The following is a 13,856-nucleotide window of genomic DNA, read 5'->3' on the forward strand; positions in this document are numbered from 1 at the left end:
GCTGACGCGACAAGCGCGACTAGGATGAGTGGCCGTCTCCGGTCGTGCCCGTTCTCGAGTAGGTTCCGAGATCGATGAGCCCGAGCGCGGCGCCCTGTCGTGTCGCGGCGACCCGCGAACTGACACCGAGCTTCGTATAGAGATTCACGACGTGTCGTTTCACCGTCCCGGTACTGATCGAGAGCTCTCGTGCGATCGCCGCGTTCGTCTTGCCGACGACGAGGAGCTCGAGGACTTCGAGTTCGCGGGGGGAGACGGGACCGGTCGGCTTGTTCCGCTGCGGCGGATGCGGTCTGCGCGGTCGACGAGACGAGACGGCTATGTCCTCGACCACCTTGAGAAAACGGGACAGCGGCTGATTGAGCGACTCCACTGCCCAGGCGCCGTCGTTGAGGAGCGGCTGCTTGTCCTCGTCGTGCACGGCGACCAGATGGGTGGTGGCCACGACTCTCGTGCGGGGAGAGAACTGAGCGGTCAGGCGAACGAGCGCGCCGAACGGCGGGGTGTCGCTCGTAGCAGACACGACCAGCACCCGGGGTTGGAATGCCCGGGCAAGGATGATCGCGTCGCAGCCACCACCTCCGGTCGCGCAGACCTCAACGGTCTCGCTTCTTCCGAGCACCTCGGCGAGCGCTTCGACCATCACGGTATTGTCGTCTGCGAGCACGATGCCGTAGGTCGGGGTCTCAGGATTCATTGGGAATGATCGGTTCATAGATAGGGGGTTCGGCACGCGGCGAGCACGGAGCTCTCTCCCCATATCCTCATGAGGGAGAAGCAGGCACCGGTTCGGCTTGAAGGCCCCCGCAACGATGCTCCCGAGCCACCCCCCAGCGTACCTCCAAGGTCGTGCGACCGGACTGCAACGGCAGGGGCGTCGCGTCGCGTCGCCTTCGAGGGCGACGCGCAGTTCACAAGCCTACGGAACGAAGACCCGGTTCTGTATCCGGCGACCAGTGCATTGATACTACATCTTTCGATACATGCGACGTCGCTCGGCTGTTCGTGCTCGGCCCGGCCATGACGACCCCGCCCCCCGAGGGAGCCGCATGTATCGTATGCCGCATCGATGATGTGCCCTTCGGGCGTGTCTGCGACTAATAGCCACCACTACCGTTGTTGATGCCGCATGTGAGATGGCGACCGTGAAGAAGCGCCTCCGAATACTCGGCTGCCACCCGGTAGCAGCGAAGGTTGCGACCGTGTGGCGGCCCGGGAAGCTCGCTCATGACGACGACCGAGCTCTCGGGCAGCGCAGAGGTTCGGTGGGCATGGCATGCTAGTCGATTTTGGTTGTGAACAGCATGTCCTTTTGCTGAGAGGGGTTCCCAACCGGCCGTTTTATACTTTCGAGTGCATGGGATCCAGTGCAGAGAGCGCTGAACCGTGTCTATTTATCTATTGATATCTACCTAAGTGAATTCTATGAGAAAACATATATATCTATTTGTGAGCATATTTGCCGCCATTCTCCTTTCGGTGGCGCCGACGCTGAGCGCACAGGCCGCCGAGTCTCCGCCAGGCTCGTCGCCACAGGGCGTCTACGGTATCGACGTGGCGACGTCACAGAGCGATCTGGACTTCGAGGCGATTCGAAAGGCCGGGTACCAGTTCGCGATCGTGAAGGCGGGCGGCAGCAACGTGTCGCCGACCTATACGGCGCCGTTCTACCAGAAACAGGTCGAACGGGCCCGTGCGGCCGGGCTGCTCGTCGGGCACTACTGGGTCGCCGGATCGCGCGATGATCCGAAGAAGGATGCCAAGTTCTTCGTCGACCACCTCTCCGACTACCGAGAGGGGGACATCCTCGTCCTCGACAATGAAGGAATCGACGACGGGGAGTTCTGGAACGACGAAAAGACGGCTTCGTTCCTGAAAGAGGTGCAGTCCAAGACCGGGCGATTGCCCCTCTTCTACACCAACTCGTCGTTGGTGAGATCCATCGACTGGCCTCAGACCAAGGCGCTGGGTACCAAACTATGGATCGCGCACTTCACGACACCAGCCAAACCGAACATCGGGAACGCCTTCCCGACCTGGGTCATCCATCAATACAGCGACGGGGGAAAACAGGACATCATCCCGTTCGACATCGACATCGCGAAGCTTGATGCGTTCGAGGGGCTTTCGCAGCCGCCAAACGGCGAGACCGGGCCTCCTGTTGGCGCGATCATTCCGCCCAAGGCCAGCTATACCGTTGAGCAAGGGAAGATCATCCAGCGCATCGCGGCCGTCGGCGGATATACGGGTCCGATCGATGGCGACCCCGGCAACAACACCTGGCTCGGAGTGAGTCGAGTTCTGAAACAGTCGAATGTGCTGAAGGACGCAGAGACCAATGAGCAGGGCCTTCAGCGGTTGGCTCAGAAGTACGGGTATACCGGAGCGATCGACGGCGTGCTGAACGCCGACGCGTTTGCGGGTCTCCGGGCCTACCTGGACTCCCGCTCGGCTGCCAAGCCGAACGCCGTTTCGGTGAAGCCGTCCGAGTCCGTCGAGTCGGCTCCCGCCGTGCCTTCGGAGAAGCCGGTCGCGCCTGAGTCTGTCGAGTCGGCTCCCGCCGTGCCTTCGGAGAAGCCGGTCGCGCCTGAGTCTGTCGAGTCGGCTCCCGCCGTGTCTTCGATCGAGCCGATCCCCGTCATGTCTTCAGCGAAGCCGGCCGAGACCGCGCCCCGGCATGGGCGGACCTTTGTGGTGTCTCCGGACGATCTGGCCGCGGCGGCAACTCCGGCCGAATCCGCTGAGCCGGTGGGCTCGGCGATCTCCGGGGTCGAGGAGCCAGAACGCGCCGTCGAGGATGCCAACCCGGCGCCGGCGGAGTCGTCTGTCGCGACGTCCAAGCCGGAGAGCGCCAGCGCGCGCGGAAAGGCGGCACCCTTCGCCGCGCTAGCGAGTACCGGAGTGGATTCCGTCGTGAGCCTCATCGGTGTCAGCTTGGTGCTGCTGGTTGGAGGAGTGATCGCCGTGCTGCGGAGCAGACACCGGTGGTTCAAGGGTGTCTTCGGCTCTGCTGAAGAGTCGCGATCGGAGAGTTAGGGACGCTGACTCATTCGCGGCGGACGGGGCCTGGCACTTAGCGTGTCGGGCCCCGTTCATGCCCGCTGGTGGTTCGGCTCCGCCGCGGCCCCGGCCGCAAACGACACCCGTTCGTCGCAGCGTCGCGGCCACGCGGCCGCGCGCGGGCGGAGGGTGATCCGGCCCGGTCATGGCCAGTCCTTGGCGTCATCCTCGAAGGCTCGCCACCGGCGCAGGGCGCCGCCGCGGCACGACTGTTCCTTGGCGTCATCCTCGAACGGGTTACGCTGGGTAGACGCGAAACTTGAGGAACGGGGTCACTATGAAGGGCAAGCTTCTCTTCGTCGCCGGGGTCGCCATCGGCTACGTGCTCGGCGCACGCGCAGGACGCAAGCGGTATGAGCAGATCAAGTCCGCAGCCGAGAGCGTCTGGAACGCCCCGACCGTTCAACAGGGTGTCGACCAGGTCAAGGGATTCGCGCTCGCGCGGGTCGGCGACGTCTCCGACACCATTCTCGACGGCGCCAAGAAGGTCGTCGCCTCGGTGACCAAGAGCCAGGGCGGCAAGCCGAGCGCGACCACCGAAGCGGCTCAACCCGCCGCGCCGCAGAAGAGGGCGGATCGTGGGTCGAAGGCATCTGCGAAGGGGTCGACCCGAACGAAGAAGCCCGCGTCGACGGACATCGAAGATTAGGCGAACGATCCGAAGGAGGTGAGTGCTTCATGGACGCGACGAATCCGAAGAGCAAACGCTCGCTGATCTCCCTCATCGGAGATGTTCCGACGCTTGTCGCCGATCTGGTGCGTGTCGAGATCGAGCGGTTCAAGGCGGAACTCGCCGAGAAGGGCCAGAAGATCGGCTTCGGCGTCGCCCTACTGGCTGCTGCCGCCGTCTTCCTCCTCTTCGGCCTCGGCGTCATCGTCGCCTGCGCCGTGCTCGCCCTCACGCTCGCTCTTCCAGGCTGGCTGGCTGCGCTCATCGTAGCGGCCGTCCTGTTCCTCATCGCCGCACTCCTCGTCGTGTGGGGGCGCGACCGCATCAAGCAGGGCGTCAGCCCGGTCGAGGATGGCACGACGGCGAGCATCCGTCGCGACCTCGACGCGTTCAAAGGAGAGGGAGAGTATGACCGCCACTGAGAGCAACGGCACGCGCGTCGACGCCTCCGCGTCCACTCCCAGACCCCGGAGCACGCGGGCGCAGCTGCAGAAGGATGCCGCCCGGGTGCGGACGGAGCTGGCGAGCACGCTCGATGCGATCGAGGATAAGCTCAACCTGCCCAAACAGACCCGTCTCGCGGCGAACCGCTTCATGGCCAGGGTGCGGGGCGTGGCCGAGCGGAACCCCGTCGGCCTCGTGGCCGTCGCAGTCGGGACCGCCGCGGTCGTCGGAGCCGGGGCATGGCTCGTCGTGCGTGCGGTGAGACGCGGCTGATCGCGACGCGTCATGGACGAGCATCGCTTGATCTCCATGATCGACGCCGCGCAGACTCGCATTGCCGCCGCGCGGTACCTCTCCTCGTGACGCCTCGACGGCATGCGTTCCGGGGTTTTCGTGGAGCCGGACCCGCTCAGCTTTTGCCCCTCGGGTCAAAGCGGGAGAGACTATGGGTATGACTCACCCGGCTGCCAGTGGGGCAGTAGACGCTACTCCCGGTTCCTTCGAAAGTCCCTCCGTCGCCGAAAGCGGCGCGAGTGACGACACCGCCTCGCCGCCGCAGGGCTATACGCTCTTCGCGGTCTTGCGACGCGACCCCGCGAACCCCGACGATTTCGACGGTCACGATGTGCCGAAGATCGTCGCGGAGCTCGACGGCATCATCGAACTCGTCGAAGCCGAAGGCGTCACGCTCCGCGGCCTCTATGACGTCTCCGGACTTCGCGCCGACGCCGATGTCATGATCTGGATCCACGGTCCCGAGGCCGAGAACCTGCAGTGGGCCCTGCGTGAGCTGCGCCGTGCCCGCTTGCTCAAGAGCCTGCTGCCCACCTGGAACGCCATGGGCGTGCACCGCGACGCCGAGTTCAACAAGCGCCACGTACCGGGCTTCTTGCGCGGTCTCGAGCCGAAGAACTGGCTCACGGTCTACCCCTTCGTGCGCAGCTACGAGTGGTACCTGCTGCCGGAGGAGGAGCGCAGCAGGATGCTCGCCGATCACGGTCGCAAGGGCGCGGCTTTCCGCGGCGCCATCGCGAACACCGTCTCGGCCTTCGCGCTCGGCGACTACGAGTGGATACTGCCGATCGAGAGTGACGAACTCACCGAGCTGGTCGACCTCATGCGCGATCTCCGGGCGACTGATGCCCGCATGCATGTTCGCGAAGAGGTTCCGTTCTACACGGGTCGCCGCATCGGCACGGCGGAACTCGTGGAGGTCCTGCAGTAATGACGCACTACGACGCGATCCTGCTCTCCAGCTTCGGCGGTCCGGAGGGACAGGACGACGTGATCCCGTTCCTGCGGAACGTCACGGCAGGTCGCGGGATCCCCGAGGAGCGCCTCGAAGAGGTCGCCCATCACTACAGGCATTTCGGCGGCGTCAGCCCCATCAACGAGCAGAACCGTCGGCTCAAGGCTGCGCTCGAAGCCGAGCTCGCGAGTCGCGGCAGCGAGCTGCCCGTCTACTGGGGCAACCGCAATTGGGCGCCGTACTTCGCCGACGCCGTGCGCGAGGCGCACGCGGCCGGCGACACGCGGCTCCTCGGTCTCGTGACGAGTGCCTACACCTCCTATTCGGGCGTCGGACAGTACCGCGAGGACTTCGAGAAGGCGCTCGCCGACACCGGTCTGAGCGACGAGGTCGCCATCGATCGGATTCGGGAGTTCTTCGACCATCCCGGCTTCGTCACCCCGTTCGTCGAGGGTGTATCGACGTCGATGGAGACGCTGCAGTCCGAGGGTCTCTCCGTCGACGAAGTGCATGTGCTCTACGTCACCCACTCGATCCCCATGAGCGCGGCGGATTCCTCGGGGTCCGGCTTCGGGCCTGGAGGAGCCTACGTCGCGCAGCACCTTGCTGTGGCCTCCGTCATCCACGACGCTGCCGCGCCCGATGCTGCCTGGTCGCTCGTATACCAGTCCCGTTCGGGAGACCCGCGCACACCCTGGCTCGAGCCGGACATCAACGACGCGATCGATGAGCTCGTCGTCGCCGACCGGGTGAAGGCCGTCGTCATCGTTCCCTTCGGTTTCGTGAGTGATCACATGGAAGTCATATGGGACCTCGACAACGAAGCGATCGCGACCGCGGAGGGGCATGGGCTGCGTGTCCTGCGGGTGCCGACCCCTGGCGTGCACCCTGCCTTCGTCGCAGGCCTCGTCGACCTCGTACTCGAGCGTGTCAACGACGTTCCCCACGCGAAGCGCCGGCATCTCAGCGAACTCGGTCCGTGGCCGGACCACGAACGCATCGGCCCGGCCGACCCGGCGGGGGACTGATGCCTGCCACGATCCGCATCGGCACCAGGCGCAGCGCGCTCGCGATGGCGCAGACGCGTGCCATCGCCGAACGTCTCGGCCTCGCGGCCAGGGCCGAGATCCAGCTCGTTCCGATCACGACGCATGGCGACACCTCGCGCGAGTCGCTTTCGAGCCTCGGCGGCACGGGCGTCTTCGCCTCTGCTCTGCGCGACGCGCTGCTCGCCGACGAATGTGACCTCATCGTGCACTCGATGAAGGACCTGCCGACCGGCTCCTACCCGGGTTTGCGCTTCGGCGCGGTGCCCAAGCGCGCGGACGCCCGTGATGTGCTCTGCGCCCGTGACGGCCTCACCCTCGACACGCTTCCCGACGGCGCCAGAGTCGGGACGGGCTCTCCGCGTCGTGTTGCGCAATTGCGGGCGCAGCGACCGGATCTCGAGGTCGTCGACATTCGCGGCAATGTCGACACGCGTCTCTCCCGGGTATTCGATGCGGCCGGCACGGACCCGGCTCAGCGTCTCGACGCGGTCGTGCTCGCCGCCGCCGGCCTCGGCCGTCTCGATCGCCTGGAGGTCGTTACCGAGTATCTCGAACTCAGCGACTGGCCGACCGCGCCCGGGCAGGGCGCTCTCGCCCTCGAGGTGCGTGACGGTCAGCTCGACCGCCATCTCCTCGCGGGACTGCAGGCGGTCAACCACGCTTCGAGCGAGGCTACCGTGCTCGCCGAGCGCCTCGTTCTCGCAGGCCTCGAAGCGGGGTGCGCCGCGCCGGTCGGCGCCATGGCGATCTTCGACAGCGAGCTGCTCTTCCTGACGGCGACCGTGTATAGTCCTGACGGCATACGCAAGCTCACGAGCTCGCATGCCGCGACCCCTGACAGCCGCGCCTCCGCCCACCTGGCGGAGGCAGCCCGCGACGTCTCAGCGAGAGTCGTCGCAGAACTCCTCGGTAACGGAGCCGTCGACCTGGCACCCGTCGCGCGCAGCATTCCGCGCGACGGTGGCCTTCCCTATGGAAACGTCGAAGACCCGACATCGCCTGGAGCGTGAGTTCCGTGAAACGCAGTGCACCTCAGAAACCACTCGTCGGCTGGAAGGTCCTCGTGCCCAGGGGCGGTCCGTGGGGCGATCGCGTCGCGGCCAGTCTGCGCGCTCAGGGCGCCTCTCCGATTGTCGCGCCGATGATCAACTTCGCTCCGACGGACGACGAGGCGGCCCTCGACGCCGCGCTCGCCAAGCTCGCGGTCGGCGGATTCGACTGGGTGACGGTGACGAGTGCGACGACCGTCGATGTGCTGTCATCCCACCAGGCCGTCGTGCCATCGTCGACGCACATCGCCGCCGTCGGCGAGACCACGGCGGCGGCGCTTGTCGCCGCCGGCTATCGGGTCGAGTTCGTTCCCTCCGAGGACAACTCGGCTCGCGGTCTGCTCGAGGAATGGACGACCGCGACGCACGGCGTCATCCCACTCAGGGTGCTCGCGCTCCGGTCGGAGATCGCCAAGCCGCTTCTGAGCGTCGGACTCGCGCGCATCGGCCACTGCGTCGAAGCCGTCGTCGCCTATCGTACGATCGGCGTTCCGGTGGCCGAGAAGGTGATTGACGATGTCGCGGCCGGACGCGTCGACGCCGTTCTCGTGACCTCCGGAAGCGTCGCGGAACAGGTGCAGCGACAGCTCGGTCCGATCCCAGAGAACACCCTCGTCGTCTGCATCGGCCCTCAGACCGCGAAGGATGCCCATGCTCACGGCCTGCGTGTCGACATGGTCGCCGACGAACGCAGCGCAGAGTCGCTCATCGATGCGCTCGTGCAGGCGGCGGCGGCGAAGGAAGCGCACTGAATCGTTCGCCGCCCGATCAGGAGTCCGCGGCCGCACGTGCTTCACCGTCTAGGCCAGTTCGGCCTGACGTTGCGCGACGAGGGATACGATCGCCGGAAACAATGGGTGTTCGAGAGCCAGCCCGGTCACGGATCGCGTGAAATCCTCGGCTCCGAGCGAGCGCAGCTTCTGCTGCAGTTCGACGCTCTGCTCATCGTCCGGCAGGTCGAAGCGGAGAGCCGCCGCGATGGCTGCCCCGAGCGCCACAGAGGGCAGACTACGCTCGGCGAGCTGAGCGGCCGGTCCGATCAACCGTTCCTCGCGGCTGAGCTTACGCAGCGGCTGTCGGCCGATGCGCCCCACCGTGTCCGGCAGGGCGGGGTTCGCGAAGCGGGCGAGGATCTTCTGCCGGTACGTGTCCTGGACGACGGGGTCGAGGCCGTGCTTGGCAACGAGGAGTGCGGAGGTCTCCGCGAGCGCCGCACTCACTCCCGCTGCGACCGCGGGGTCGGCCAGGGCGTCGCTCAGGGTGCTCGCCCCGGCCGCGAAGCCGAGATAGGCGGCGGTCGCGTGGCCTGTGTTCACGGTGAAGAGCTTGCGTTCGATGTAGGGCGCGAGGGACAGGACGAAGGTGGCGTCGGGGATGGCGGGCACGGCTTCTCCGAAGGGCTCCGCGTCGATGACCCACTCGAAGAAGTCCTCGACGGTGACGTCGAGGCCCGCCTTGGCAGCCTGGCCGGGCACGATCCGGTCGACGGCCGTGTTCGCGAAGACCGCTCGCTTCTCCAACTCCTTCCACTCGTTCGCGTCCACGATGGCTCGCATCTGGTCGCGCAGAGAGTCCGTCGCATTGATGGCGTTCTCGCACGCCATCACCTGCAGCGGCGCAGCGTTCGCCAACCGCTGACGCAGACCGGCCACGATGTGCGGGGCGATGAAGCGCAGGAGAGTCGGGCCGACCGCGGTGGTCACGATGTCGGCGGAGGCGATCTCCGCGCGAACGCCGTCTTCGTCGTCGCCGCTGTTGAGCGCCCGGAAGCCGTCGACCCGCTCGTCGCGCGGCTGAGCGCCGACCTCGTGCACCGTGTAATGACCGGCGGCGGCGAGAGCGTCGATGAGTTCGGCGTTCACGTCCGCGAACACGAGTTCGTATCCGGCCCGGTGAAGAATGAGACCGACGAAGCCACGCCCGATGTTCCCCGCGCCGAAGTGAACGGCCTTCATCACGCGTTCACCTCGGCGAGCAACGCGGCTATGGCCTCTTCCGTGTCGGCATCGAGGAGCTTCCGCACCTCGTCCTCGTCCGAGAACACGATGGCGATCTTGGAGAGGATCTCGAGGTGCTCGTTCTCGATTCCGGCGATGCCCACTACGAAGCGCACCTCGTTGCCGTTCCAGTCGACCGCCTCGGGGTAGCGCACGAAGGAGAGGGCGGAGCGCTTGATGGCGCCCTTCCCCTCGTTCGTTCCGTGCGGGATCGCCAGGTAGTTGCCCATATAGGTGGATACGGACCCCTCGCGCTCGAGCATCGAGTCGAGGTAGGCGGCATCCACGGCACCCGCGGCAACGAGAATCCCGCCTGCCTCGCGGATCGCCTCGTCACGGGACACCGCCCGGTCGGCGATGCGGATGTTGTCCAAGGCGAGGATCTCTTCGGTCATGTCGTTCATCCCATCATCGCTCTCGTTCGCAGCCGGACCCGGATGCTAGCGGACTCCCTCTGTGCGCAGCAGTCCGACGATCTCGTCGTACTTCGGGCTGCTCATGAAATTATCGACCGACACGTGAACGGCATCAGGGGCCTGACCGCGGGCGCGGTCGGTGAGGTCCTGGTGCGTGATCACGAGGTCGATGTCGTTCGTCAGGTTGGCGATTGCCTTGTTGGTCACGGTGACGCTGTCGATGCCGGCCTTCTTGATCCTGTTGCGGAGCACGGTCGCTCCCATCGCACTCGATCCCATCCCCGCGTCGCACGCGAACACGATGGTGTGGATGATGCGGTGCTCGAGCGTAGCCACCTCGCCCTCCTCGGTCGGCGCCGCCCCGGCCGCCGCGGGGGCGGCAGCGAGGTCGCCCAGCACAGAGCTGGACTTGCCCTTGTTCGCCTCGGTCTGCTTGATCGCCGAGCTGAGGTCGCCCGTCGCTCCGGTCGCGAGGTCGCGTTTGCGGCTCGCCCGCAGAATGACTGCGGCGATGAGGAAGGACACCGTGGCCGAGAACACCACGGACAGGATGACGCCCACATAGCTTCCGGAGGCCGTCTGGGCGATGACCGCGATGATGCTGCCCGGCGCCGCGGGTGCTCGCAGGCCGCTGTTGAAGAGCACGTTGGTGGCGACGCCTGTCATGCCACCCGCGATCGCGGCGACGATGAGGAAGGGCTTCATCAGGACGTACGGGAAGTAGATCTCGTGGATGCCTCCGACGAACTGGATGAGGATCGCGCCCGGAGCGCTCGCACGGGCCATGCCGAGGCCGAAGAACGAGAAGGCGAGCAGGATGCCGAGTCCCGGGCCGGGGTTGGCCTCGATGAGGAACAGCACCGATTGGCCGGTCTCGGTGGCCTGCTGAGTCCCGAGCGGGGTGAAGACCCCGTGGTTGATGGCGTTGTTGAGGAAGAGGACCTTGCCGGGCTCGACGAGAATGCTGACGAGGGGCAGCAGTGAGAGGCTGACCAGCCAGTCGACCGCGGTCTCGAGAGCGTTGCTGAGCGCGGTCACGGCCGGGGCGAAGGCGAAGAAGCCGGCGATCGCGAGGAGGAAGCCGAGGATTCCGGCCGAGAAGTTGTTCACCAGCATCTCGAAGCCGGCCTTGATCTTGCCTTCCCAGATGCGGTCGATGTGCTTCATGAGCCACGCGGCGAGCGGACCCATGATCATCGCCCCGAGGAACATCGGGATCTCGGTGCCGACGATGACGCCCGTGGTAGCGATCGTGGCCACGACCCCTCCACGAGTGTCATAGACCATGCGACCGCCCATGTTGGCGATGAGGAGCGGTAACAGGTAGGTGATCATCGGCCCGACGAGCGCCGCGAGCGACTCGTTCGGCGTGAAACCCGCCGGGATGAAGAACATGGTGATGAAGCCCCAGGCGATGAATGCTGCGATGTTCGGCATGATCATCCCACTGAGGAACGCTCCGAACTTCTGAACCGCGACGCGGGCTCCACCGGGCCGTTTCGCGTCGACCGACGTCGTTGTCATGGTTATGCCTCTCGTGATGCGGTGGCGGGCGCAGCCGTGCGCGCCCGCTGGAGATCGGCGGCAAGGGACTTCGCCGCCGTATGTGCCTCGGTCGCGCTCTCGGCGGCCAAGGCGGCCTCTGCCAACGTCTTCGCGTCGTCGAGGGTGAAGCGCGCGAGGGACTCGCGCACGTCCGCGAGAGCGGACGGAGACATGGACAGGCTTGTGGCTCCGAGCCCGACGAGCACGACGGCGAGCAGCGGATCGGCCGCGGCCTCGCCGCAGATACCAACGGGTTTGCCCGTGCTGCGGCCGGCGGCGCCGACCTCGGAGACGAGGCGGAGCACGGCGGGGTTCCAGGGGTCCTGGAAGCCGGCTACCGATCCCAGCAGCCGGTCGGCGGCCAGAGTGTACTGCGTGAGGTCGTTGGTGCCGATGGAGGCGAAGTCGGTGACGGAGAGCATCCGGTCTGCGAGCAGCGCGGCCGAGGGGACCTCGACCATGACCCCGGCCGTGCGGATGCCGAGTTCGTGCGCGAGCGCGGTGAAGTAGCGGGCCTCCTCGACCGTCGACACCATGGGCGCCATCACCCAGAGGTCGGTGTCAGAGGCCGCGTCGGCCGCCGCCAGCGCCGTGAGCTGCTCACGCAGGATCGTCTCCTTGGCGCGCAGTGCGCGCAGCCCGCGGCGCCCGAGGGCCGGATTCTCCTCCTCGGCGTCGGTGAGAAAGGCGAGGGGCTTGTCGGCGCCGGCATCGAGCACGCGTACGACGACCTTGCGACCGGGGAAGGCCCCGAGAAGGCGGGTGTACTGCTCCTGCTGCATCGTGACGGAGGGCGCCGTGGCCGCGTCGAGGAAGAGGAACTCGGTGCGGAAGAGACCGACGCCCTCGGCTCCGGCGCCGATCGCGGCGATCGCGCCGTCCGCCGAACCGAGGTTGGCGAGCAGGGGCACCGGAGTGCCGTCGGCGAGCCGCCCGGGTCCGGCCGGGGCCGCGGCGCGTGCCTGACGTGCTGCGATGCGTTCCTCGGCGGCCGCGACGGCTGCGGCGGTGGGCTCGGTGACGACCACGCTGTTCTCGGCATCGACGATCACGAGATCGCCGTCGGCGAGGACGCCGGCGCCCGAGGTCCCCACGATTGCGGTTATCGACTTCTCCCGCGCGAGGATCGCAGTGTGCGAGGTCGGCCCGCCCTCGATCGTCACGACGGCGAGCACCTGCCCGAGGTCGAGGAGAGCGGTGTCGGCGGGAGCGAGGTCGCGTGCGACGAGCACGAAAGGATGCCCGGGGTTCGGCACGCCTGGGGCGGGAAGCTTGAGAAGATGCGCGATGGCGCGTTGTGAGACGTCGTCGAGGTCGGCGGCGCGTTCGGCCATGTAGCCGCCGAGGCCGCTCAGGATCTCGCGATAGGAGGCGAAGGCCTCGTACACGGCTCGCTCCGCGGTCTTACCCGTCGCCGTCGATGCATCGATGCGCTCGGCGATCGTCGGGTCCTCGGCGAACATCGCCTGCGCCTCGAGCACCTCGCGCGCGGCTCCACCCGCTCGTGCGCCGCGGTCCTGCAACTCGGCCGCCACGACGGAGAGTGCGGCGGAGGCCCGCTCGCGCTCGTGCTCGGCGGGCAGGTGGCTCTGCCGGTCGGTGGGAGCGGGCAGCGGCTCCGCCATCCGCACGACGGGTCCGATCGCGATGCCGGAGCCGATGCCGGCTCCATCGAATTCCATGGGACTAGGCGTCGTGGTCGGCGACGAGCAGAGCTTCGAGACGGTCGAGCACGCCCGTGTCGGCGCTTTCGGTCGTGAGGGTGACCTCGTCGCCGTGATCGATTCCGAGGGCGATGACCGCGAGGATGCTCGCCGCATTGACGGCGGCGCCGTCGCCCTTGGCGATGGTGACCGGCACGCCGACGGCGGAGACCTCCTGCGTGAACAGCTTGGCCGGCCGGGCGTGCAGGCCGTGAGCGGATCCGATGCGGATGGTGCGTTCTGCCATGAGAGCTTCCTTACTGTGTTGCCTGGGCGGCGGACAGGGCGAGGTCGAGGGCCGCGTCGCCGGAGACGGCCGTGAAAGCCGAATCCGGGAGCGCGACGACCGGAACGGAACCAGCCGACGGCCGGATGTCCTCGATGCGCGCGGCGAGATGGGATCCGACGAGGATCACGTCGGCGCCGGGGATGAGGGAACCGAGGAGCGCCTCGCTGCTCGGCGTGACGGTGATTGTGATCGCGCGTCGTGCGGCACTGCGCAGGATGCGCTGGGCCACGAACGTGCTCGACGCGCCGGCGCCGCACACCACCAGGATCCTCATCGCTCCGTCTTCCCTCTGTCGTTCGCTACCATTGTTCGCCGACTTCCGCCGGGACGCCACCACGCCCTCTTCCGCACCCCCCGGAAATCTCTTCCGGTAACGCCACGGCCT

Annotated in this window: 15 protein-coding genes; 8 read left to right on the top strand and 7 right to left on the bottom strand. The window is 67.0% G+C overall.

What is annotated here, in order from left to right:
- Positions 1-19: 19 nt before the first annotated feature.
- A complete protein-coding gene (locus ACFQB0_RS09825; protein ID WP_386730769.1) occupies positions 20-697 on the bottom strand; it encodes a LuxR C-terminal-related transcriptional regulator in 678 nt (225 codons plus the stop codon).
- 752 nt (positions 698-1,449) lie between these two features.
- Here ACFQB0_RS09825 and ACFQB0_RS09830 point away from each other — a divergent pair.
- The 8 genes from ACFQB0_RS09830 (at position 1,450) to ACFQB0_RS09865 (ending at position 8,273) form a co-directional block, all read left to right on the top strand.
- Positions 1,450-3,036, top strand: coding sequence for a glycoside hydrolase family 25 protein (locus tag ACFQB0_RS09830; protein ID WP_386730771.1), 1,587 nt, complete (start codon positions 1,450-1,452; stop codon positions 3,034-3,036).
- A 301-nt stretch (positions 3,037-3,337) separates the two neighbouring features.
- Positions 3,338-3,709, top strand: a complete 372-nt coding sequence (locus ACFQB0_RS09835) for a YtxH domain-containing protein (protein WP_386730773.1) — start codon at positions 3,338-3,340, stop codon at positions 3,707-3,709.
- A gap of 29 nt (positions 3,710-3,738) precedes the next feature.
- Complete coding sequence (locus ACFQB0_RS09840; RefSeq protein WP_386730776.1) at positions 3,739-4,152, top strand: phage holin family protein; 414 nt, start codon at positions 3,739-3,741, stop codon at positions 4,150-4,152.
- The gene (locus ACFQB0_RS09845; RefSeq protein ID WP_386730779.1) at positions 4,139-4,447 is read left to right on the top strand and encodes a hypothetical protein; all 309 of its coding nucleotides are present in this window, start codon (positions 4,139-4,141) and stop codon (positions 4,445-4,447) included. Before ACFQB0_RS09840 ends, ACFQB0_RS09845 begins: the two co-directional genes overlap by 14 nt.
- 178 nt (positions 4,448-4,625) lie before the next feature.
- Positions 4,626-5,399, top strand: a complete 774-nt coding sequence (gene hemQ / locus ACFQB0_RS09850) for a hydrogen peroxide-dependent heme synthase (RefSeq protein WP_386730781.1) — start codon at positions 4,626-4,628, stop codon at positions 5,397-5,399.
- A complete protein-coding gene (locus ACFQB0_RS09855) occupies positions 5,399-6,451 on the top strand; it encodes a ferrochelatase (RefSeq protein WP_386730782.1) in 1,053 nt (350 codons plus the stop codon). Before hemQ ends, ACFQB0_RS09855 begins: the two co-directional genes overlap by 1 nt.
- On the top strand, positions 6,451-7,482 hold the full coding sequence (hemC, locus tag ACFQB0_RS09860) for a hydroxymethylbilane synthase (protein WP_386730785.1): 1,032 nt from the start codon (positions 6,451-6,453) through the stop codon (positions 7,480-7,482). Before ACFQB0_RS09855 ends, hemC begins: the two co-directional genes overlap by 1 nt.
- 5 nt (positions 7,483-7,487) lie before the next feature.
- Positions 7,488-8,273 (top strand): uroporphyrinogen-III synthase, encoded by a 786-nt coding sequence (locus ACFQB0_RS09865; protein WP_386730787.1) that lies wholly within the window; start codon positions 7,488-7,490, stop codon positions 8,271-8,273.
- 48 nt (positions 8,274-8,321) lie between these two features.
- Here the strand turns inward: ACFQB0_RS09865 and ACFQB0_RS09870 are convergent, their stop codons facing one another.
- From ACFQB0_RS09870 to ACFQB0_RS09895, 6 genes are read right to left on the bottom strand one after another with little or no spacing between them, the layout of a single operon-like run.
- The gene (locus ACFQB0_RS09870; RefSeq protein ID WP_386731535.1) at positions 8,322-9,476 is read right to left on the bottom strand and encodes a mannitol-1-phosphate 5-dehydrogenase; all 1,155 of its coding nucleotides are present in this window, start codon (positions 9,474-9,476) and stop codon (positions 8,322-8,324) included.
- Positions 9,476-9,913, bottom strand: coding sequence for a PTS sugar transporter subunit IIA (locus tag ACFQB0_RS09875; RefSeq protein ID WP_386730789.1), 438 nt, complete (start codon positions 9,911-9,913; stop codon positions 9,476-9,478). Before ACFQB0_RS09875 ends, ACFQB0_RS09870 begins: the two co-directional genes overlap by 1 nt.
- A 45-nt stretch (positions 9,914-9,958) precedes the next feature.
- Positions 9,959-11,458: a PTS mannitol transporter subunit IICB gene (locus ACFQB0_RS09880; protein WP_386730792.1), complete on the bottom strand. Its 1,500-nt coding sequence runs from the start codon at positions 11,456-11,458 to the stop codon at positions 9,959-9,961.
- A 2-nt stretch (positions 11,459-11,460) separates the two neighbouring features.
- Entirely contained in the window at positions 11,461-13,161 is a 1,701-nt protein-coding gene (gene ptsP, locus ACFQB0_RS09885; RefSeq protein WP_386730794.1) for a phosphoenolpyruvate--protein phosphotransferase, read from the bottom strand.
- Between the two features lie 4 nt (positions 13,162-13,165).
- On the bottom strand, positions 13,166-13,429 hold the full coding sequence (locus ACFQB0_RS09890) for an HPr family phosphocarrier protein (RefSeq protein ID WP_386730797.1): 264 nt from the start codon (positions 13,427-13,429) through the stop codon (positions 13,166-13,168).
- Positions 13,430-13,439: 10 nt separating this feature from the next.
- The gene (locus ACFQB0_RS09895; protein WP_386730800.1) at positions 13,440-13,745 is read right to left on the bottom strand and encodes a PTS sugar transporter subunit IIB; all 306 of its coding nucleotides are present in this window, start codon (positions 13,743-13,745) and stop codon (positions 13,440-13,442) included.
- Between the last annotated feature and the right edge of the window lie 111 nt (positions 13,746-13,856).

Origin of the sequence: Luethyella okanaganae, assembly GCF_042660285.1 — a bacterium.
Lineage (GTDB): Bacteria > Actinomycetota > Actinomycetes > Actinomycetales > Microbacteriaceae > Luethyella > Luethyella okanaganae.